This window comes from Hymenobacter ginkgonis (genome assembly GCF_009755225.1).
GTDB classification, from domain to species: domain Bacteria; phylum Bacteroidota; class Bacteroidia; order Cytophagales; family Hymenobacteraceae; genus Hymenobacter; species Hymenobacter ginkgonis.
On sequence record NZ_WQKZ01000003.1, the window covers coordinates 542478 to 564836 of the forward strand.

Below are 22359 nucleotides of genomic sequence, written 5' to 3' on the forward strand. Positions count from 1 at the left end.
GGTAGGCCCTTTCGACAGCTTAGCAATAAAAAAGGCGCTCTTTTATAAGAGCGCCTTTTTTAGGTAAATGTTTGCTGACTAGGCAGCTTGAGCCATCTTTTTGGTGCGTTGCTTGGGCTGCACATTCTTGCGCTTAATCTTGATAATTCGAGCCTTATCAAGCGTCCAGATGGCTACGTAAGTTGGGTCAAATTCCCACCATTTCACGCCGAAATTAACGCGCATGGGCAGCTTGTGGTGGTTGTTCTGGAACAGCTCGCCGAAGGCCAAGAAGTCCAACGCCAGCGTGTTTTTCGACTGGTCGTGGTTATCGAAGTTCTGGTAGCCGTATTTGTGGCCGCCCCAATTGACGATGGCACCGTGAATGGGGCCCATCAAAAAGTGGATGGGTAGGAGCAGGTACTGCCACCAAGCCGTAGCAAAATTGATGTAAAACAACACGTAGGCCGTGCCCCAGCCGAAGCGCGAATACACGGTGCCACCAAAAGCCTCCAAGGCTTTCCACTGCGGAATGTCGCCCTCAAAGCGTTCTGCTAGCTCGTTCTTGTTGTTGAGCACATCGTTGTAGATGTTTTTGGTCTTCCACATCATGTCGAACGCATTGTTCGAGAAGTGCGGCGAGTGTGGGTCTAGCTCCGTGTCGGAGTAGGCGTGGTGCATGCGGTGCAACAGTGCATAGGCCCGCGGCGACAAAAACGAGCTGCCCTGGCAGATGTAGGTAAACAAGTAGAAGAAGCGCTCCCAGAACTTGTTCATCGTGAACATTTTATGCGCCGCATAGCGATGCAGGTAAAATGTCTGCGTGAACAGCGACAGATAGTAGTGAGCTACGAAGAAAACCAGTATGGCCATTCGGAAATGAAATAAACGTGAGGTGAGCGCCGCCCGCACAAGCTAATCCTGCGTGGCTTGGTTCACCAGTTAAGACAAAATTACGGCCATTGGTTAGGCAGAATGGCTTGTGTAAGTCACAATGCCATAATGTTACACGGCCCTTGCAAGGGCGAATGCCGCGCTGCCTAGGTAGGCAAAAGCGCGGCCTTTTTCGGGAGACAACTCCAAAAAAGGCCGCGCTTTTGCTAGGTATTACGTCAGTTCTTCGCTTACTGCGCCAGCGCCCGAGCCGCATCCCAATGCGGGGCATCGGGGAGGGGAGCCACAAATTTCAAGGCCTCTTTCGTGACGGGATGCTGCAATTCGAGCTGCCGGGCGTGCAGCGCAATGCTCACATCGGGCAGCGGGTTCAGAAAACCATACTTCACATCGCCTACGATGGGTAGGCCTAGCCCGGTCGAGAGTTGCACCCGAATCTGGTGCGGCCGGCCCGTTACGGGGTTCACTTGCAGCAGGTAGCGATTGCCAGCTGGCCCCAGCAGCTGGTAGCTCAGCTCGGAGCGTTGGCCCTGGCTGTGGCGCTCGGGGTAGGCTTTGGTAACGTTGCGCATAGGGTCTTTTACCAGCCAGTGCACTAGCGTGCCTTGCTCCGGCACTGGCGGCTTGCCGGTGAGCGCCCAGTAAGTTTTTTTCATCTGATTGTCCCGAAACATCTCGTTCAGGCGGCTCAGGGCCTTGCTGGTTTTAGCCATAACGACAATGCCCGACACGGGCCGGTCGATGCGGTGCGCTACCCCAATAAACGCAGCGCCGGGCTTCTTATACTTGAATTTCAAGTATTCAGCGGCTTTGTTGGAGAGCGGCTCGTCGCCGGTTTCGTCGCCTTGCACCAAGATGCCAGCGGGCTTATTAATGACGAGCAAATGGTTGTCTTCAAACAGAATTTCTTTCTGTTCGGACCAGAGATTGGGGCGGTTCACGCAGTAAAGGGCGCGGCACCAAGCGGTGCGGCGAAGTAATCTGAAACCAGAAAATAGTGGGGCCCACGCCGGAAATACCGTTGCGCGCTACCGGCCGAACTGCGTTCGGCACCGATTAGCCTACCAGTGGCGAAGATAAGGCCAGCCGTTAATATCCTTCTTCTTTGGTGGGGAATTCGCGGCTTTTCACGTCGGCCACGTAGCGCTGCACCGCATCGGTCATGATGTCGTGCAGCTCCGCATAGCGGCGCAAAAAGCGCGGTTTAAACTCCTTCGTAATGCCCAGTACATCGTGCACTACCAGCACTTGGCCGTCTACATCGGGGCCGGCCCCGATGCCGATAACCGGGATGGTCAGCTCCTCGGCTACACGCTTGGCCAGCGCGGCCGGAATTTTTTCAAGCACCAGCCCGAAGCAGCCTATTTCTTGCAGCAAGTGGGCGTCCTCCACCAATTTCTGCGCCTCAGCTTCTTCTTTGGCGCGCACATTATAGGTGCCAAATTTATAGATGCTTTGGGGGGTTAGGCCAAGGTGGCCCATTACCGGAATGCCCGCCGTGAGGATGCGCACAATGCTATCCTTAATCTCGGAGCCGCCTTCGAGCTTGATGCCGTGGCCGCCGCTTTCCTTCATAATGCGGATAGCTGAGCGTAGGGCTTCCGACGAGTTGCCCTGGTACGAGCCAAAGGGCATATCGACCACTACAAAGGCGCGCTTCACGGCCCTTACCACGCTTTGGGCGTGGTATATCATCTGGTCGAGGGTGATGGGTAGGGTAGTTTCGTGTCCGGCCATCACATTAGAAGCCGAGTCGCCCACGAGCAGTACATCGATGCCAGCGCCATCTAAAATTTGGGCCATCGAGAAGTCGTAGGCCGTGAGCATGGAGATTTTTTCGCCCCGCTGCTTCATGGCCAGCATCTGGTGGGTAGTAACGAGCTTGACTTCTTTGTGCTGCGACATGAGGGTCGGAAAAGTGGTTTGGGGGCGCAAAGCTGGCGACAATTTTGGAATTATGTGGTAGATTGGGAACGTCAAGCCCAATACTGACGTAATGCTATAAGAACAGCTAAAGGCTTTAAGTCTTCGTTGTTTGCCACCTATCCTTCTCTTAATGAAAACATTATCTCTCTGGCTGACGGGCCTAACGCTGCTGGCGTGCCCAGTAATGGCACAAACCACCGCCGAGCTACGCGGCCACTTAGATAATACAGGGACTGAAAAATTAGTGGTAAGTTGGTGGAGCCAGCCCCTGGCGGCTCAGCAACAGCAACGCGCCATCCATGTAGAGCCCAACGGCGATTTTCGCTTGGCACTACCAATAGAGCGGCCTACGTTGGCTCAGCTTAACTATGGCGACGAGGAAATAACGGTGTTCTTAGAACCTGGCGATGCGCTAGAACTGAAAGGTGACGCACCAGAACTTAGCACTACCAGCAAATTTGAGTCGGGTGATGGTGCGGCGCACCGGGCTGCCGCTGCGGCCAACAATTACCTTCAGGAGTTTGGCCGGCGCTTTGCCAACAACGATGCGTTTCAGGTGCTACCAGACAATATTTCGCTGTCAGAAAAAGGCTTTCTCGCTTTCCTAGACTATCGGCGCGACCACGAGCGCTCGCTCCTGAAAAAGTTTGGTCGGCATGCAGGCTTCACACCTGCTTTTCAGGCCTACGCCGAAGCCGACATTAACTGCACGTACGCAGAGGACCGCCTCACTTTTGCCGACCTGCGCGAGCAAACTGTGCCAGGGCAGCCGCGCCTCCAACTGGCAGACAACTACTACGATTTTTTGCGGGAGCCTGGCCTATTACCCGGTAATGAGGTAGCGGTTACCAGCCCCAACTACCAAGATTTCCTGCTCGACTACGTGCACTACCAGGCCCGCACTACCGGCCACCAGCCCACCGACCCGGCGTACTTCCCCACTTGCTACCAACTGGCCGATAATCTACTGCACGCCGATGCGCGCCCCGTAATCTTGGGTCGTATAGTGCTCGAAACTATCCGCTTGGGGCACGTAGTACATGCCCACGCCATGTTAGAATCTTACGCGGCTTCGGGCCAGGCGCCTCCCGTACTGGTTGCTCAGCTGCGCACCGAGCTGGTCAACCATCAAGCATTTGCGATTGGCAGCCCCGCGCCGGCCCTACCCCTGCGCTTGGCCGATGGGCGCCGCTTATCGCTAGCTGCCTACAAAGGCAAACTGGTATACCTGATGTTTTGGGATAGCCGCTACCCAGCCAGCCAACGCGAGATTCCCTACCTAAAAGAACTGACCACAGCTTTGGCCGGCCAACCCATTGTGGTGCTACTAGTGGCCATGGATGAGTCACTTAATAATTGGCAGCAAAATATTGCCTGTGCCAGCCCTGCCCTTACCGGCGTGCAAGCCTACGTGCCTGCTAACCAACGCGCTGCCGTGCGCCAAGAATACAGCCTCGACCGGCTGCCAACTGCCGTAGTTATTGCCGAAGATGGTACCCTGCTCGACTTGCACCCGCGCACCATCAGCAGCCGCGCGCTGCAAGATGACTTGAAAGCGGCAGTGGGCCGCGCTGCGGCTTACCGCGCCGTATCGCTGGCGCAGCTGTAAAAGTTACAAGTAGCTATTCCTATAAAAAGGAGCCTTGGCCTAGTTTGCGCTAGCCGAGGCTCCTTTTTTTGTGAAAGTGGTAAGCTATCTTATTTCACATAAAAAATACTAGGTGCAAATAAAGGTGATTTGTAGTTAGCTAATAGAGGTGCTGGTGGTGGTCTATCGCCTATATAGATGGAGATTACTATTCGCCAACAAGGATGAGTACTAGGACACGCAAGAAAATTGGTGTATCTTTCCTTGGAAAATTTATAGGTGGTTTAGTAGTATTCAAATACAAGTCGCTAGCGGTTAGCGGGTTGTGGTCGTTAAGTATTAATGTCAATTATTATAAATGCTCCACAGTTTACCTGCGGTGTACTGCGCGCAAAGTGGAGCAAACCAGTGGTGGCGGCTGAGCTGCTAACCTCCTACGAATTGGTATTAGACCAAGCCTTGAAGAGCGGCAAATGCCGGTTCTGGCTGCTTGACTTGAGCCAACGAAATTGGTCGGAGCCAACCCTGCTCAATTGGTTGTCGCAGCAGTTTGCTGCCCGGGCTTCTCAAGCGCTGGGAGGCCCCGTGTTTGTGGCCTATTTAACAGCCTCGCACCACTGGGTGCACGTAGGCGGTAGCGGTTTGACCGCCATGCGGCAGCGCGCCGCCAAAGTCAATTTCTACTCTTGTTTTTTTAAGAATGGCGCGCTAGCCCTTGACTGGCTACGCGACCAGCGCCAACTAGAGCCCACCGCTGTTCGCTGGCTTAATACGCTTAACTAAGGGACTTTCCTTGCACTATTGGTAGCTAACCCGCAATAAATAAGCGGGGGTAGGGCCTTGCCCAATTGGGTAGTGGCCAAGGCAGCCACCTAGCTTACAATCGGGGTACGCGCAACGTTTCGCCTACGCGCAGAATCGGCTCATCTTTACCGTTGTGGGCCAGCAACTCAGCCACGGTACAGCCGTAGCGCCGCGAAATGCTAAAAAACGTATCGCCCGCTGCCACTACGTAGGCACCAGGGGTGCTTGCTACGGGCGGTGTTGGTACCGAAGCCGGGGGGCTCAGGCGCAGCATTTGGCCAGCTCGTAAAGCTGCATCCGGTGGTAGATTATTCCAATCGGCTAGTTCGGCCGGGCGCACGCCCACGCGGCGTGCCAGCGCGTAAAGTGTCTCGCCAGGTGCCACCAAGTAGGGATTGGTAGAGGTAGTCGCTGGGCGAGGAGGAAGGACAGGATGCGCCACTGCTACTGGCACCGGGGGCACTGCTACGGGCGCCACCGCCACGGGCTTCGCCGCGGGCGGGGGGGTAGGGGCCAGCACGGCTCGTGGCGTGGGCAAAGGAATTACCGGCGGTCCGGGTATTTCGGTTGGCAGGTTGTTGATAGCTAGCAGTTCGGCATCGTCTTCGGAGATGGCGGGCGCTGGCGGAGGGGTAGGGGCCGGCGCAGGAGTAGGCGTCCGCCGGGCAATGGCGGGGCGTGCTTCGGGCAGCGGTTGGTATTCGGGCGCTAAGCTGCGCGGACGCTGGTGGCTTAGCCAAAGCACGAGGCCGGGCTGCACAGTTTCGTCGGGGTCCAGGTGGTTGTAGGCGCGCAGGGCATGGCGCAATACCCCATAGTGACGGGCCACGGCCGCCAGTGTTTGGCCCGCTGCTACTACGTGGTAGTCCTGCGCCGCCGTTTCACGCTTGCGCTGAAAAAAGTACGGCTCGCCAGGCACGAGTACTTCGCCGGCCTCCAACTCATTTACTTTCAAAAAGAAACCTAAGCTAGCCCCCCCACGAGCTGCCAGCAACGTGGGAGTATCGCCGGGCCGGGCCAAGAGCGCTTTAATTCCATTTACGTAGCTGAACGCGGCGGTCGAGGCAACGGGGGCCGTCACCGGCACTGGGCTAGCCGCTAGCGGGGGGGTAGGACCACCCAGGGGAACCAGCAACGTATACGAATGGCCATCCTGCGGCACCTTATTAGCTAGTAGCCAAGGGTTGAGCTGGGCTAGGGCATCGGGGTCGGTGGCGAAGGTGGCTGCTTGCTGGGCGAGGCTTTGGCCAGGAGCTGCGGGCACTTCGCGCCATGGCACAAAGGGCACCGCGTGCTGCGCGCAAGCGGGCTCAAACACTACTTTCTGGGCCAGAAAATCGAGAATATACGAGCTCGTACGAGCCGTGACGACTAGCTGGGTAGCGTCGGCATCGGCGGGAGTGGTGTAAGAGCGCACGCCGCCCAGGCCCAAGTTGTAGCTAAGTAAGGCGTTGGCCCAGTTGTGCAGGCTAGCGTTGTTGCGGGTGAGGTAGCGGGCGGCGGCGCGGGTACTGGCCACCAAGTGGCGGCGCTCGTCTACTTGGCCATCCACGGTTAGGCCGAGGCTGAGGGCCGTTTCGCGCTTTAGCTGCCAGTAGCCCACAGCCCCATGGTTGCTTTCAGCATTGCCTTGCAACGCACTCTCTTGCAGCACTAAATAGCGAAAATCGCTGGGCACGCCCTCTTCCGCCAGCACCCGGTCGATGAGCGGAAACGCCGCCTCAGCCAGGGCCACCCGGGCTTCGAGTGAAGCCGTGTGGCGGCATAGACTATTGACTTTGGCTTGCACTAGTTGCCGGGCTTCCTCATCGAGCGTTAGGTGCAGCCCTATTGCGTCGAGGGCGGCGGGCACGGTAGGCGGCGCGGTGGCCAGTGCCGAGCGGCCAGCCAGCCCCAGCAGTAAGGTGGGGAGTAGTTTTCTCATAACGGGATGCTGGTCAAGGGTTCCCTGGGGCAAGCAGCGGCAAGTTAAGGCCATTTTACCGGCCCAGCGTTTAAGCGTTTACTTAGTGCTTGCTGCTAGCTGCCGGGCGGGCCGCCAAAGCCTCCACCGCCCCCACCACCACCGGGCGGGCCGCCACCAGCGGGGCGGTCAAAGCCTCCGCCACCGCGCCGCCCGCCGCCTGGCCCTTCGGGTGCCGTGGGAAGGGCAGTCATGTTGGCCGAGCGGATGTTGTACGTGAACATGAGCATGAAATACTGCTGTAGCACGGTGGTTTGCACATCTTCGTAATACGCCACCGTTACGTTGCGCTGAATGGCGCGGTTTTGCTTGAGAATATCGAAAGCATAGAGCTTAATTTCGCCGCGTTGGCCGGGGAAAAGCTTCTTACCCAGCGACGCATTCCAAAGCACGTAGTTTTGGTTGTAGGCGCTGCTTAGGCCGCGGTAGAGCTGGTGCGCCACATCGGTTTGAAACGAAATACCTGGACCCACTATCCAGCTCAATTTCAGCCGGGTAAGCTGGCTAAAGTACTTGTTGTCGAGCTGCTTGCGGAGTGTGTTGCGCACGTAGCTCTGGGTCGAATTCGACGACAGCGTAAAGTCTAGCTTCTCGCTGATGTTGCTACTCAGGACTACGCCGCCAGTTAGGGCCGGTGTGCGGGCGTAGTTGAGTAAATTATTCACTAGGCCCGGATTTTGGCTGAAGCTGCCACCCAGTGATACGTTGATGTTCGTTTTAATAGCCGTTAGCGGCCGGCCGTAGTTGGCCAGCGCCCGCAGGGTGTATTGCTCTTGGAGGTTAGTCGATTGCGTGAGCTGGCCGCCAGCCGGCAGGCGCACATCCTGGCCCGAGTTGGGGCCGGTAGGCACCGTCACGGTCGTATCGCGGCCCGCCACTAAAGTGCTGTTAGCAATGGGGTTTTGGGTGTAGCTGCCCGACAACAGAGCGAAAAAATTGCTGTTTTTATCGGCGCGAGCGGCCGTGTAGCGAGCCACCAGGTTGTGGGCGTATTCCTGCCGCAAGCCGGGGTTGCCAATGGTTAGCTGCAAGGGGTTGGAGTTGTTTACCACGGCCTGCAACTGGTTGATGCTTGGCGCATTCGTGTTGGTGCGGTAAAACAGGCGCAGGTTGTGCGAGCGGTCGGGGCGCCACATCAGGTTGGCCTGGGGTAGCACACTCCAGAAGGTGTAATCAACGTCCCGCGCCTGCGGAAATTCCTGCGTGCCCTGGAGCCGGGCCACCTGCGCATTTGCTCCCACCGAGGCCTGAATCTTGCGCGTGTTGTAGCGGTAGCTTAGCCCGCCGCCCTGCGTGAGGTAGTAGTTGTTGAATACGTTACTGAGCGACTCGTTCAGCGCCGAATACTGGTTGTCGCTGGTGCTAAAATCGTAGGTTTTCTTGTCTGAATTGTTGGGCGCGTAGCTCAGCGCGTAGTTGCCTTGCAGCTGAGCGTGCTGGCCAACTGGTTCGGTATAAGCCAGATTGCCGGCAATGGTGCCACTCTTTTGGGTAAGTAGCGACTCCTGGTTGAGATTGGTGCCGGTGGTGGTGCCCACGGTAGCCGTGTTTAAGACAGACGTGCCCGTGCGGCCATTGTACGAGCCGTTGAGGCTGAGCGAGAGCGTGCGGCCGGCGCGGTGGCCTAGGCGGCGGCGTAGCAAGATGTCGCCCGCCGGGTTTATGGCTTGGTTGTCGCTCTGGTAGAGGGTATTAATCTGGCTTTGCGTAACGGCATCGCTAGAGGTGAGGCCCAGCAGCGTTTTGCTGGCGTTGTTTTGCTGCCACGAAATGCGGGGCCGAAACAGCACCGACGTCATGGAGTCAATTTTTTGGTCGAGCCGAAAATTGGCGCGGTGGTTGGTATTTATGCTGCCCGAAAGCGAGTTCTCATTATAGGTTGTGCCCGTCACAAACTGGCGTAGCGTGCTGCTATTGAGATTGTTATTAGAGTGATTGAAGAAATAACTGCCCGTTAGCTCCGTCTTTTTATTCCACACATTGGAGTAGTTAAGCCCCGCTGCCGTCGTCTTACTAATGCCACCGTTTTGGTTTACCAAAAAGTCACCGGCATTGGCGCCAGCACCGCCGCCCCCGCCACCTCCACCCCCCCGGCCGCCACCGCCGCCCTGGGCCGAGTTGCCGATGACGCCCAATAGGTCGTCGGTGCCGAAGTTCTGTTCATTTACGTTGTTGCTCTGGGCCAGTACCGTAGTGCGACGGTCGCCATGAAAGTCGTTGAGGTTCAGGCTAGCACGGTACCGGTCGGGGCCTGCGCCCACCACGGCGCGCCCAAACTGCCCGTTGCGAAACGCTGGCTTGGTAATAATATTCAGCGTCTTCTGCGTGTTGCCATCATTGAAGCCCGAGAAGCGGCTTTGCTCGCTCTGCTGGTCGAAAATCTCTACCCGGTCGATAGCATCGGCGGGCAGGTTTTTAAGCACCGCGTCGGGGTCAGTGCCAAAGAAAGGCTTGCCATCTACGAGCACTTGCTGCACTTGCTCACCCTGGGCCTGGGTTTTACCCGAGGCGTCGACCGAGATGCCCGGCATCTTCGTAATAAGGTCGCCCGCAGTAGCATCAGGGTTGGTTTTAAATGCCTTGGCATTGAGGCTGGTAGTGTCGCCGTGCTGCACAGCCTGCACAGCTTGGCCCGTTACAACCACCGTTTTGAGGGCTACCCCCCCGCCCGCCACCAAGCCCACCGTGCCCAGCGCCACCGGCGCCCCACCGGCGGGCACCGTCACGGCCTGGCGCTGGTCTTGGTAGCCAATAAACGAAGCCGTAAAGACGTAGCGGCCCGGCGCTACCCCATTGATTTCGAAGCTGCCATCGGCCCCCACGGCCGTACCGGTTTTCACCGAGTCGGGCAGGTGCGTCAGCACAGCATTGGCTCCGATGAGGGGAGCTTGGTCCTTGCTGTCAAGCACTTTGCCGCGCACCGCGCTTTGGGCTTGTGCCGTGAGTGTCAGCAGCACTGCGGCTCCTGCTAAAAGTAAAAAACGCATAGAGTCGGTAAGCAGTTTGCGTAGAAATGATAGGTAGCCAGTGGGCAACTGCACGCTTGGTCAGAGCGCCGGCCAGTTTGCCGGAAAACGTAAGGTTTGCGCCAGTATTGGCAGGTAACTATCCTGGGGTATACTGCTGCCTAAGCTTATTGCTAATAAAGCCTTGATAGTCAAGTAGTAAAAATATGGGGCGTTAGTGCATCAGTTTTGCCTTCAGGCCGCAGTCCGGCGCAGCAGCAGCAAGCCATCGCGCACGGGGAGGAGTAGTGGCACCACCCGCGGGTCGTGCTGCACATGGTCGTTAAAAGCACGGACTGCGCGCGTGTCATGGTCGTTGGCTTTGAGGGGGTAATCGGGTAGGGCTTTGCCGCCCCATAGCACATTGTCGACGATGAGTAGGCCACCGGGACGTACCTGGTTGACTACCAGTTCAAAGTACCGGCCATTGTTTATTTTGTCGGCGTCAATAAAGACCAAGTCCCATACTTCACCGACTAACTCGGCCAAAACGTCGCCCGCATCGCCCACATGCAGGGTTACGTTCGACGAAAGCCCCGCTGCTGCCACGTAGCGCCGAATGCGGCTCTCGCGCTCGGGGTTGACTTCGATGGTATGGATATGCCCGTTTTTGGCCAAGCCTTCGGCCAGGCACAGCGTGGCGTAGCCCGTAAAAGTGCCGATTTCCAGGATGCTACTGGGCTTAATGAGGTGCGACAGCAGGCTTAGTAGCCGGCCCTGCCAATGGCCAGTGGCCATGCGCGGCATCAATAGCTGCAAGTGGGTTTCGCGCCAAAGCTGGCGCAGTAGCGGCGGCTCTGGCTCCGAATGGTGGTCGGCGTACGTTTGAATAGCGTGTTCGGTCATTGAGTTTTGTTAAGTGCTCATGCGTATTTCAACCTGTCGTACTTCGCTGCACTTGGCATAACCACATTCCGAATAATCGATTATTTACCAACTACTTCACCCACGGCTCTAGCCGGAAACGGTATACCCGGAAGCCTGATTTGCCCACTACATATTCGTGCTCCACCACGCGCCACAGGCCTTCGTAGCGAAACTGCCACGGGGCGGGTGCCACGTCGATGCGGCGAAAAACGCGAATGGGCCGGCCAGTTTCCTGGCTGCGAATCAGGCCTTGGTTGCGGTAGGTAAGCGTTTGGTCGGCTACTTGGTGGCCGGTTTTGGGGTCGCGCCCGCCGTGGCCTGCGTACCAGAAGTAATCTTCGTGCACCTCATCGTCCTCGTACTGGTCGGCCAGAATGATACTTTCGGCGCCTTCCTGAGCCGTGGCGCACACGCCCGCTTGCCGCGGGCGGTGCTGCCCGCGCAACGACAGCTCCACGCGCGAGGCAAATAAGTCGCCGGGTTGGGCCAAACTGAGGTGGCCAAAAGTTGGGAGGGTAGGCACGGCTACTTGCCCTCCGGCACGTATTGCAGCACGCTCAGGTTGTCCTCGGTCAATATTTCGTTGGCCAGTTCGCGCAGTTCGGAGGAAGTGATTTTTTCGATGCGGCCAAATATTTCGCTCAGCGGCTCCACGCGGCCGAGGTCGAGGGTGCTTTTGCCGAGCAGCTGCATCAGGCCCGAGTTGCTTTCCTCGCTCATGGCAAGCTGACCCATCAACTGGTTTTTGGCTACGTGCAGCTGGCTGGTAGTCAGCTCCTTCTCGCGCAAAAGCTTTAGCTCCTTTTGCACCAGGCCCAGTGTGCGGCTCAGTTGCTTGCCCTCGGTGCCGAAGTAAATACCAAACAGCCCGGTATCGGTGTAGGGCGAGTAGCTGCTGTCGATGGTGTACACGAGGCCGTACTTTTCGCGCACGGCCAAGTTGAGGCGCGAGTTCATGCCGGGGCCGCCCAAAATGTTATTCAGCATGAAGAACGGCACGCGCCGCGCATCGGTGATGGAGTAGGCCGGGCCGCCCACCAGGCAGTGCGCCTGCGAAATGGGCCGCGCTTCTACTTGCGTTTGGCGCGCGTAGCCGTCGAAGGGCAGGCGTGGCCTGTCGCCCAGGCGGGGGGGTAGGGGCGAGAGCAGCTTATCGGCCAGCCGCTTCACTTCCTTAAACGGCAGGTTGCTGACCGAGCTGAAAATGAGGCGGTCGGTGCGCACGTTCTCGTTGTAGAACGTGTGGAAGTCGTCGCTTTGGAAGCCGCTCACGCTTTCGCGGGTACCCAAAATATTGATGCCCAACGGGTGCTGGCCAAAAATAACGGCGTCGAAGTCGTCGATGATGGCATCTTCGGGGGCATCCTGGTACATGCTCATCTCCTCTAAAATCACGCCGCGCTCCTTTTCTACCTCGCGGCCCGGAAAAGTGGAGTTGAACGTGAGGTCGGTGAGCAACTCGAACGCCCGCTCAAAATGCGTGCTCAGCAGCGTGGCGTAAAAGCAGATTTTTTCCTTCGTGGTGTAGGCGTTTAGCTCGCCGCCCACGGTTTCGAGGCGGTTGAGGATATGAAACGACTTGCGCTTGTGCGTGCCCTTAAAGGCCATGTGCTCCCAAAAATGGGCCAGGCCCTGCTGGTGGGCCTGCTCATCGCGCGAGCCAATGTCAAGCAAAAAGCCGCAGTGGGCAATTTTGGTGTGCAGCACCTGCTTGTGCAGCAAGCGGATGCCGTTAGGGTATTCGTGGATTTCGTAATCGAGCATTAGAGATAGAAGCGAAATAAAGCAGTAAAGTTCGGGCCTGGCGAGAAGTAATCTCGCAAACGGAGGAAGGTCATGCTGAGCCCGCGCAGCATCTCGCTCGCACCATTAGAGTTAGTAGTTCGACGACGTGGGCGAGATGCTGCGCTTTGCTCGGCATGACGTTCTTTTAACGCTCACTTCAAGTCCTTACCCCTCCAAAAATCGGGCGAGGTAAGGGGCTAAGCGGCTGGCTTGGTGCTGCGCTACCTCGGCGGGGGGCGCGGCCGTTACTACGCGGCCGCCTTCATCGCCGGCGCCGGGGCCAATGTCGATGACCCAGTCGCTGGCCGCTACCACGCGCATGTCGTGCTCCACCACTACTACCGTGTTGCCAGCATCTACCAGGCTATTGAGCTGGGCTAGCAGGCGCTCTACATCGCTGGGGTGCAGGCCGGTGGTGGGCTCGTCGAGCACGTAGAGCGTATTGCCACGTTGGGCGCGTTGCAGTTCGGTGGCCAGCTTCACGCGTTGGGCCTCGCCGCCCGAAAGCTCGGTGGCCGATTGGCCCAGGCGCAGGTAGCCGAGGCCCACGTCGCGCAGCACACTGAGGGCCCGGTAGATGGTGGCTTCGCTAGCAAAAAATGTCCAGGCGTCGTCCACGGTCAAGTTCAGTACATCGGCAATATTTTTGCCTTGGTACATGATTTCCAAGGTCTTGGCATTGTAGCGGGCACCGTGACACACGGGGCAGGGCGCGTACACGCTGGGCAAAAACAGCAGCTCGACCATCACGAAGCCTTCGCCCTGGCAGTTTTCGCAGCGGCCTTTGGCCACGTTGAAGGAAAACCGGCCCGCGTCGTAGCGCCGTTGTTTGGCAGCGGGAGTAGCCGCAAACAACTGCCGCACTTGGTCAAATAGCCCCGTGTACGTGGCCAAGTTCGAGCGCGGCGTGCGCCCGATAGGCTTCTGGTCTACTTGCACTAGGCGCCGAATGCCGGCCAGCCCGCCCACGAGGTGGCCGCCGGTGGCTTCGGCTTCGGGGCGCTCCAGGGGGTCGGTTTCGTCTTCCTCGGGGGGAAGGGCCTGGCCGAGCTGAGCCGCTACCAGTTCCACCAATACTTGGCTCACCAAGCTCGATTTACCCGAGCCTGACACGCCCGTGACAGCCGTGAAAATACCCAGCGGGAAATCAACGGCCAAGTTGCTCAGGTTATGGCGCGTTACGTCGCGCAGCTGAAGCCAGCTGGTGGCCGGGCGCGGCGCGTGGGGGGTAGGGCGGCTTTCGGCAAATAAATAGCGGCGGGTTTGCGACTCGGGTACGTCGGCCAGGCCGGCGGGCGGGCCACTGTAGAGGATGTGCCCGCCGTGCGTGCCCGCGGCCGGGCCCACATCCACGAGCCAATCAGCCTGCCGCACCACGTCGAGGTTGTGCTCCACCACAAACAGCGAATTGCCGGCTTGCTTCAGGCTTGCCAGCGCGGCCAGCAGCGCTTCGGTATCGGCTGGGTGCAGGCCTGCCGAGGGTTCGTCGAGCACGTACACTACCCCAAACAAGTTGGAATAGAGTTGGGTAGCTAGCCGCAGGCGCTGCAATTCGCCAGGCGACAGGCTGGGCGTGCCGCGCTCCAAATCGAGGTAGCCCAGGCCCAAATCGAGCAGCACGGCCAAGCGCCCTACCAAGTCGGCGCTGATGCGCTGGGTAACGAGGGCTTTCTCTGGTGCGGCTGCTTCGGCCTTCTTATTCAGTGTCTTATCCTCCGCGTATGGCCGCAGTAGTTCGGCCAAGCGCTTGAGGGGTAGGCGCGACAAGTCGGCTATATCAAGCCCGGCAAAGGTCACGGCCAAGGCCTCCTGCCGCAGGCGCTTGCCCTGGCAAGTAGGGCAAGCCTGGCTGAGCATGTACTGGGCCACGCGCTTCTTCATCAGCGCGCTTTGGGTGGTAGCGAAGGTGTGCAGCACATGGCGCTGGGCGCTGCTAAAGGTGCCCATGTAGTTGGGCGGCTCCCGGCGCTTGAGGGCGCGCTGCGTTTCGGCGGGCGAGTAGCCGGGGTACACGGGCACCACGGGCTGCTCGGTGGTAAAGAGTATCCAGTCGCGGTCTTTCTGAGGCAGCTCGCGCCAGGGCGTATCCACATCGTAGCCCATGCTCACGAGGATATCGCGCTGGTTTTGGCCGCCCCAGGCCTGCGGCCACGCCGCAATGGCACGCTCCCGAATGGTCAGCGATGGGTCGGGCACCATCGAGGCTTCGGTTACCTCGTACACGCGGCCCAGGCCGTGGCAGGTGGGGCAGGCGCCCTCGGGCGTGTTGGGCGAGAAGCCTTCGGCATACACAATGCCTTGCCCCTTAGGGTATTCGCCAGCCCGCGAGTACAGCATCCGCAGCAGGTTAGACAGCGTCGTGACGCTGCCCACCGACGAACGGGTGCTCGGTGCACCGCGCTGCTGCTGCAAGGCCACGGCGGGGGGTAGGCCGTCGATGCTATCGACCTCGGGCACGCTCATCTGGTTGAAAAGCCGCCGGGCGTAGGGCGACACCGATTCGAGGTAGCGGCGCTGGGCTTCGGCGTAGAGCGTGCCAAAGGCGAGCGACGATTTGCCCGAGCCCGACACGCCCGTAAACACCACCAGCGCATCCCGTGGAATGTCCACATCCACGTTTTGAAGGTTGTGCTCGCGGGCGCCGCGCACAGTTACAAAACCCATAAATTGCTTAGGGTCTTGCTGTTGAATGTCTTTTGCCATGAATAATGCTGGAAGTTGCCCCGCTGGGTAGGGGTAGGGCTGCCCTTCACTACGTAGCGCACGCGCCAGCATCTGAGCAGAACCGTAAAAAAAGCTGGCTGCCCTGCGCAGCGGCGTCCAAGCGCAGTAGTTTAGCTGCGCGCAGTTTGGGCGTGCCAAGCCTGGGCTTCGGCCAGCGCTGCCAGTAGTTGTGCCGTGTCAATCTCGTGGGCGCAGCGAAAGTGCCCGAGCGGGCAGCGCGCGTGCCCGTGCAGCCCGCACGGCCGGCAAGCCAACGGCCCCGGGTGCTCCACAATGCGCGAGAACGAACTCAGGGGCCCAAACCCGAACGCCGGCACCGTGGAACAAAACACGGCACACACCGGCGCGTCTACCGCCGAGCACAAGTGCATAGGCGCCGAGTCATTGACGTAATTGAGCACTGCGCCGCGCATCAGCGCCGCCGAGGCTAGCAGCGACAGTTGGCCCGAAAGGTTGACCAGCCCCGGCCGGCTCGCCGTGGCTGCCAGCTGCGCGCAAGCGGCCGCGTCGGGCGGCCCGCCGAGCAGGTATACCGGCAACTGGGGGGGTAGGGCCGCCAGCAGCTCCAGCCACTTTTCCTGCGGGTATTGCTTAGTGAACCACACCGAGGTAGGGGCAAGGCAGATGTACCCGCCCACGGCCGCATAGGGCGCGGCCGCAGCTTCGTCGGTGGGAGTAGGGTAGAGGCGCGGTTTTAAGGAACCGGTCCCTACCCCCTCCGCCCCAAGCAAGCGCGCATTGCGCACAACCTCGTGCGTGCCATCACCGATGATGTGAGAGACCCGCCGCGAAAAAAAACGGCTGAACGGGTTCTCTGCAAAACCCACCCGCTCGGCCGCACCCGAAAACGCTGTGAGAAACCCTGTGCTGGCGAAACGCTGCAACGTCACCACGCGGCCGTATTGCTCCTGCCGAATCTGCTGTAGCAGCCGCAGCAGGTTTGGGTATTTCTGGGTTTTTTTATCCCAAATCAATACCCGCCGAATGTGCGGGTTGCCGGCCAGCAAGCCTTCGTTGCCGCGCCGCACCAGCACATCGAGAGGCAAGCCGGGTTCGTGCTGGGCGAGAAATTCGACCAGCGCCGTGGCCAGAATAACATCGCCGATAAAGGCCGTTTGAATAAGGAGGGTAGGAAGCGGCGGGGCAGCCATAGGCACAGAACAAACGAAAAAAGCGGGTGGCCCAGGCCACCCGCTTTTCAAATTCAACTAAAAACTACGGACAAAACTACGCAGCTGGCGCCGCGCTCATCTTGTCCAGGGCGTCCATTACTTCTTTTACGTGGCCGCGCGAGGTTTCGAGCAAGGCCTTTTCGTCGTCGTTGAGCTGAAGTTCAATCACGCGCTCTACGCCGTTTTTGCCTAGGATAACCGGGGCGCCGAGGTACACGCCGTTGATGCCGTACTCGCCCTGCAGCTCGAGGCACACCGGGAACACGCGGCGCTGGTCGCGCACAATGGCTTCGACCATTTGGGCCGCGGCCGCGCCAGGCGCGTACCACGCCGACGTACCCATGAGCTTCACGAGCTCGCCGCCACCCACGGCAGTGCGCTGCACGATGGCATCCAGTTTCTCCTTAGAAATCAACTCGGTAACTGGGATGCCGCCCACGGTAGTGTAGCGGGGTAGGGGCACCATGGTATCGCCGTGGCCACCCATGAGCACCGCCTGAATATCCTTGGGGCTCACGTTGAGGGCTTCGGCCAAGAAGGCGCGGTAGCGGGCCGTATCGAGAATACCGGCCATGCCGAACACTTTTTCGCGGGGCAGCTTGGCGGTGAGATGCGCTTGGTAGGTCATCACGTCGAGCGGGTTGCTCACCACAATGATGATGGCGTTGGGCGAATGGGCCACCACCTGCTCGGTTACCGATTTCACGATGCCAGCGTTGGTCGCAATCAGGTCGTCGCGGCTCATGCCGGGCTTGCGGGGTAGGCCCGAGGTAATCACGACCACCTCCGAGCCCGCCGTGCGCGCATAGTCATTCGTTACGCCCACGGTGCGGGTATCGTAGCCGAGAATCGGGGATTTCTGCCAGATATCCAGAGCTTTGCCTTCGGCAATGCCCTCTTTGATATCAACTAAAACTACTTCGTTGGCAATTTCGCGGGTGGCAAGTACATCGGCGCAGGTAGCGCCCACATTGCCAGCCCCAACTACGGTAACTTTCATGGGGTAAGAATGAGGGTGGGGAGTAACAAAGCCAGCAATTCTGGCGCGGTAAAAGTACACCCGAAATCTATGCGCTGGCCCGCGTGAGGCCACCATTTTTGTGGGGGGTAGGCGGGCCAGCTAGGCCGTTGGCAGGCGCCTACCTCCCAGCCTCACAGGCGCTGCACGGCCAGCACGCGGGTGGTGGCCTCGTCTACTTTAAAGCGGTCGTCGACGCGCCAGCCCACCACCCAGCAGATTTTGCCGTCGGCCGAAGTCAGCACGCGCACTTCGTCCTTCAGGTTCAGCGGCACTTTTTGGTCGATGAGAAAATCGCTCAGGTGTTTTTTACCCTTCATGCCCAGCGGCATAAACCAATCGCCCTCCTGCCAGCGCCGCAGGGTAAGTGGAAACTTGAGCTTGTCTGCGTCGAGCGCCGCCGTGCTGCGCGAGCGGGGGATTTCGTAGTCGGCCGCGTTGTGGGGGGTAGCGCGCAGGCGCAGGCCATCGGCCAGCAAGTCTTCCTGCCCCTCGGCCAGCTGAAACGTGCCGTACTGCGCCAGCCGCCGCGGGGTGATGACCAGCTGCCCGCGGTCCTTCACTAGGCGGTGGGTAGGCGAGTCGAACTGCTTGCCGGCGGGGCCATCAAAAGCGGCCACAATTTCTTTCACCACGGGCCATGCAAAACCAAACTCGCGCAGCAGCTCGTGCAGGACCAAGGCCGGGGCGGCAGCCTGGGCTAGGGGGGGTAGGGCCAGGTACGTTGCATCGGGCTCGTCGCGGCGGGCTTCGGCGGCCAGGGTAGCCACGTAGCGGCGCACTATCTCTTCGGCGCCGCCCACACGCTCGGCGGTGGCAGCCAGTGTGTTGTCGAGGTTGGGGTTGATGGCGCGCAGCACGGGCAGGGCCTCTAGCCGCAGGCGGTTGCGCTGGTACACGGGGCTGTCGTTGCTGGCATCTTCACGCCAGATAAGGCGATTTTCAACCACGTAGTCGTAGATATCATCTTTGGCGCAGGCGAGTAGCGGGCGCACCACGCGCCCGTTTTTAGCCTGAATCCCGTGCAAGCCCGCCAGCCCAGTGCCGTGCGTGAGGTTGAGCAGCATGGTTTCGGCAGCATCGCGGCGGTGGTGGGCCGTGGCCAGCACGGCGTAGTCGTTGGCCGCCCGCACCTGCTCAAACCAGCGGTAGCGCAGCAGCCGGGCGGCCATCTGGGTCGAAATTCCTTCGCGCTCCGCAAAGGCTTTGGTTTGAAAAAACTCGACGAAGTAAGGTGCCTCGTACTGCTTGGCTAGCTTGCGCACAAATTGTTCGTCGGCGTCGGCTTCTTCGCCGCGCAGCCCAAAGTGGCAGTGTGCCACGGCCAGCGGCACGCCCAGCCGGTGCAAAATATCAAGCAGCACCACCGAGTCGAGGCCGCCGCTGACGGCCACTAGTACGGTGTCGGTGGGGATGGCGAAAAGATTTTCTTGGGTTATAAACTGGCGAACTTGGTCGAGCATGGCAGGAAACAGTGCCCGGCAAAGGAGGGGGTAGGGCACTACGCTGCAAAGATGCGCGTTAGCCCCGGCCTCCGCCCGTACCTTTGGCCCCTGAATGCCGCAACTCCGTTTTTTACTTTTTCTGCTTTTGCTGGCCTTGCCCAGCTCTTTGCTGCTGGCCCAAACCCGGCCTACCCCCCCGCCCGTCGCCAAGGGCGCCCCTGCGCCGCCCGCGCCGAAAGGTGCCCCCGTGCAGCTGCTGCACGCCGACGAACTCCGCGGCGGCGATTTCAACGGCGTAAAAATTCGCAAGCTGCTGGGGGCCGTCAGCTTTAAGCAGGAGGATACCTTTCTGTACTGCGACTCGGCCTACCAGTACCTCGAACGCAATGAGGTAGAGGGGTTTAGCAATGTGCGCATCGTGCAGAACGATACGCTGACTATCACCGGCGACCACGGCTACTACGACGGCAACCGCCGCACGGCCCGCATGACCGGCAACATCGTGACGATGCGCGACCCGCGCATGACGCTCACCACCACGGCCCTCGACTACGACCTGACCCGCAAAACGGCTTATTACACCGTGGGTGGCCACCTCGTAGACCCCAAAAATACCCTCGATAGCCAGCAGGGATTCTACGATACCAATAGCAAAGTCTTTGTCTTTAAGCGCGATGTGCACCTAATTTCGCTCGATGAAACCGGCGCGCCCACCGATCTGCGCAACGATACGCTGACGTTTAACACCATCAGCAAAATCGCGTATTTCGATGGCCCTACCCGTATTAAGGGCTCGCAAGGTGACCTGTACGCGGAAAAGGGCAACTACAATACGGTTACCAGAGTGGCGTTTTTCCAGCGGAATGCCAAGATTGACACGCCCGGCTACCTGCTCGGCGGCGACCAGCTGGTGTACGACCAGGTGAAGCTCTACGGGGTGGCCAAAGGGCACGTTTCGCTTACTTCGAAGAAGGACAATGTGGTGCTGCGCGGCGATAATGGCCGCTACTGGCGGGCGCTGGGCCGCACCAAAATATTCGGTGCCCGCCCGGTAGTGCGTAATATTTCGGGCCGCGATACCCTCTACCTCGCCGCCGATACGCTGCTGAGCGTAGAAACCCGGCCCGGCCGCGCCGTGCAGCGCCCAGTGCTCTACGCCTGGCCTAAGGTGCAGATTTTCAGAGGTAAAATGCAGGGCCGCTGCGATTCACTGACGTACGACCGGCAGGATAGCATTATCTACCTCAACCGGGACCCCGTGATTTGGCAAGCACGCAACCAGCTTACGGCCGACTCGATGAACATGCGCTTTAAGCACGGCCAGCTCGACCGGGCCAACCTGTTTTCTAGCGCGTTCGCGATTCAAGAGGATACCCTGTCTGACTACAACCAGGTGAAGGGCCGCAACATGATTGCCTACTTCAGCCAGGGCAAAATGGCGCGCATCGACGTGCTGGGCAACGCGGAAAGCCTCTATTTTTCGCTCGACGGCGACACCGTGATGAGCGGCATGAACAAGTCGGTATCGGCCAGCATGACACTGCGCTTCGCCAACAACAAAATCAAGCAGCTGACCTGGCTCACCAACCCCGAAGCGGTGTACACGCCCACCCACGAGCTAAAAGATGGGGACAAGCAGCTCAAGGCGTTTCGCTGGCGGCCCACGGAACGCCCAACCCGCGGGGTAGTGTTTGGAAAGCATTTCGCCAGCGACTTGCGCCACAAAGCCAAGCCCAAAGCAAAGGCTAAAACCTCTAAAACGAAAGCTAAGGCAGTGCCCCGTAAGCGGGCGCCTACCCCCGCTAAAAAGGCTAAGCCCCAACCGCCAGCTACTCTGCCCAAGGCGCCGCTGCCCGCCGCTGCAACCCGCCGCTGAAATAGGGACTCTTAGCCCTGGCAGCTGGCTTGTAGCTAACGGCCCAAATTTTCGTACCTTTGTTAATCGTATGCGATTCCACCGTCTTATTACCGCCGCCCTCCTCACCAGCATGCTTGCGCTGGGTAGCTGCACCGGCTACCAAAAGCTGCTCAAGAGCACCAATGTCAACGAGAAGTACGCGGCGGCCATCAAGTACTACGAAAAAGGCGATTATTTCCGCTCGGGCGCGCTGCTCGAAGAAATGATTCCGCTGCTGAAAGGCCGGCCTGAGGCCGAAAAAGCGCAGTTTTACTTCGCCAACACCAATTACATGCAACGCAACTACGTGCTGAGCGCGTACTACTTCAAGCAGTTTATCGATACCTACCCCAACTCGACAATGGTTGAGGAGGCGTCGTTTTTGCGGGCAAAATCGCTGTTTCGCGACTCGCCGAGCTACGAGCTGGACCAGACGAATACGGTGTCGGCCCTCGAAACCATTCAGGATTTCTTGAACAACTACGCGACCAGCCAATTCCGGACGGAAGCCGAGAGCATGTCGCAGGAATTGCAGCGTAAGATTGAGAACAAGGCTTTCCAGAGCGCCAAGCTCTACTATGCCCTGCGCTACAACCAGGCCGCGGCCACGGCCATGACCAACTTCATGCAGCAGTATCCGGGCTCGGTATATGGCGAACAGGCTGACTACCTGCGCTTAGCTGCGCAATATGCCTGGGCCAAGGAAAGTATAGAAACTAAGCAGCGCGAACGTTTTCTGGACGCCGTAGCTTTTTATCAGCACTTTGTGGATACCTATCCTCAGAGCAAAAACCTCCGCACCGCCCAGTCGATGTACGACGACAGCCGCGCCGAGATAGAAAAGCTGAAAAGCCTACCCACCGAAGGCGCTGCCAGCACCGTTAATTAATTTGAATAATTCATTCAGCATCATGAAAGCTCCCGCCTCCGCCTCCATCATCACCCGCAACCTGGCCGACATCACGACCGATAAAAACAACGTGTACGAGGCGATTTCCATCATCTCGAAGCGCGCTAATCAGCTGTCGCTAAAGCTGAAAGAAGAGCTGACCGACCGTCTGGCCGAGTTTGCTACCACCGTCGACAACCTCGAAGAAGTATTCGAAAACCGCGAGCAAATCGAAATCAGCAAGCAGTACGAGCGTCAGCCCAAGCCTACTAGCCAAGCCATTGAGGAATTCATTGCGGGTGAGCTGCACTACGAAACACCCGAGGTTGCGCCCATCATTATCCCCCGCGAGCTGTTCTAGGTCGCTTCAGGTTTGTTAGTTGCTGCCCGTTAAGCACCTTCT

17 protein-coding genes are annotated in these 22359 nt (G+C 59.0%); 5 read left to right on the forward strand and 12 right to left on the reverse strand.

The window, feature by feature from the left end:
• Positions 1-78: 78 nt before the first annotated feature.
• From GO988_RS13785 to panB, 3 genes are all read right to left on the reverse strand, one after another.
• Positions 79-852 (reverse strand): acyl-CoA desaturase, encoded by a 774-nt coding sequence (locus GO988_RS13785; protein WP_157566397.1) that lies wholly within the window; start codon positions 850-852, stop codon positions 79-81.
• A gap of 251 nt (positions 853-1103) precedes the next feature.
• The gene (locus GO988_RS13790; RefSeq protein ID WP_317164869.1) at positions 1104-1814 is read right to left on the reverse strand and encodes an RluA family pseudouridine synthase; all 711 of its coding nucleotides are present in this window, start codon (positions 1812-1814) and stop codon (positions 1104-1106) included.
• 148 nt (positions 1815-1962) lie between these two features.
• Complete coding sequence (gene panB / locus GO988_RS13795; RefSeq protein WP_157566399.1) at positions 1963-2778, reverse strand: 3-methyl-2-oxobutanoate hydroxymethyltransferase; 816 nt, start codon at positions 2776-2778, stop codon at positions 1963-1965.
• Positions 2779-2929: 151 nt separating this feature from the next.
• Here panB and GO988_RS13800 point away from each other — a divergent pair, with 151 nt between their 5' ends.
• Positions 2930-4408 carry a TlpA family protein disulfide reductase gene (locus GO988_RS13800; RefSeq protein ID WP_157566401.1) on the forward strand — a complete coding sequence of 493 codons (1479 nt, stop codon included), beginning with the start codon at positions 2930-2932 and terminating at the stop codon, positions 4406-4408.
• Between the two features lie 321 nt (positions 4409-4729).
• The gene (locus tag GO988_RS13805) at positions 4730-5170 is read left to right on the forward strand and encodes a hypothetical protein (protein WP_157566403.1); all 441 of its coding nucleotides are present in this window, start codon (positions 4730-4732) and stop codon (positions 5168-5170) included.
• Between the two features lie 94 nt (positions 5171-5264).
• Here GO988_RS13805 and GO988_RS13810 read toward each other — a convergent pair whose 3' ends face one another.
• From GO988_RS13810 to tilS, 9 genes are all read right to left on the reverse strand, one after another.
• Positions 5265-7115, reverse strand: coding sequence for a LysM peptidoglycan-binding domain-containing protein (locus GO988_RS13810; RefSeq protein WP_198172731.1), 1851 nt, complete (start codon positions 7113-7115; stop codon positions 5265-5267).
• Between the two features lie 95 nt (positions 7116-7210).
• Positions 7211-10141: a TonB-dependent receptor gene (locus tag GO988_RS13815; RefSeq protein WP_157566407.1), complete on the reverse strand. Its 2931-nt coding sequence runs from the start codon at positions 10139-10141 to the stop codon at positions 7211-7213.
• Between the two features lie 213 nt (positions 10142-10354).
• A complete protein-coding gene (locus GO988_RS13820; RefSeq protein ID WP_157566409.1) occupies positions 10355-11005 on the reverse strand; it encodes an O-methyltransferase in 651 nt (216 codons plus the stop codon).
• A gap of 91 nt (positions 11006-11096) precedes the next feature.
• Positions 11097-11549, reverse strand: coding sequence for a YDG/SRA domain-containing protein (locus GO988_RS13825; protein ID WP_317164870.1), 453 nt, complete (start codon positions 11547-11549; stop codon positions 11097-11099).
• 2 nt (positions 11550-11551) lie between these two features.
• A complete protein-coding gene (locus GO988_RS13830; RefSeq protein ID WP_157566411.1) occupies positions 11552-12790 on the reverse strand; it encodes a M16 family metallopeptidase in 1239 nt (412 codons plus the stop codon).
• Positions 12791-12976: 186 nt separating this feature from the next.
• The gene (locus tag GO988_RS13835) at positions 12977-15514 is read right to left on the reverse strand and encodes an ATP-binding cassette domain-containing protein (RefSeq protein ID WP_198172733.1); all 2538 of its coding nucleotides are present in this window, start codon (positions 15512-15514) and stop codon (positions 12977-12979) included.
• A gap of 131 nt (positions 15515-15645) precedes the next feature.
• Positions 15646-16686 (reverse strand): glycosyltransferase family 9 protein, encoded by a 1041-nt coding sequence (locus GO988_RS13840; RefSeq protein WP_157566415.1) that lies wholly within the window; start codon positions 16684-16686, stop codon positions 15646-15648.
• Between the two features lie 76 nt (positions 16687-16762).
• Entirely contained in the window at positions 16763-17707 is a 945-nt protein-coding gene (gene mdh / locus GO988_RS13845; RefSeq protein WP_157566417.1) for a malate dehydrogenase, read from the reverse strand.
• Positions 17708-17859: 152 nt separating this feature from the next.
• Positions 17860-19188 (reverse strand): tRNA lysidine(34) synthetase TilS, encoded by a 1329-nt coding sequence (tilS, locus tag GO988_RS13850; protein ID WP_157566426.1) that lies wholly within the window; start codon positions 19186-19188, stop codon positions 17860-17862.
• Positions 19189-19282: 94 nt separating this feature from the next.
• Here tilS and GO988_RS13855 point away from each other — a divergent pair, with 94 nt between their 5' ends.
• The 3 genes from GO988_RS13855 (at position 19283) to GO988_RS13865 (ending at position 22317) form a co-directional block, all read left to right on the forward strand.
• Positions 19283-21046 (forward strand): OstA-like protein, encoded by a 1764-nt coding sequence (locus tag GO988_RS13855; protein WP_157566428.1) that lies wholly within the window; start codon positions 19283-19285, stop codon positions 21044-21046.
• A gap of 70 nt (positions 21047-21116) precedes the next feature.
• Positions 21117-21956, forward strand: coding sequence for an outer membrane protein assembly factor BamD (locus tag GO988_RS13860; protein ID WP_157566430.1), 840 nt, complete (start codon positions 21117-21119; stop codon positions 21954-21956).
• Positions 21957-21978: 22 nt separating this feature from the next.
• Complete coding sequence (locus GO988_RS13865; RefSeq protein ID WP_157566432.1) at positions 21979-22317, forward strand: DNA-directed RNA polymerase subunit omega; 339 nt, start codon at positions 21979-21981, stop codon at positions 22315-22317.
• Positions 22318-22359 lie beyond the last annotated feature (42 nt).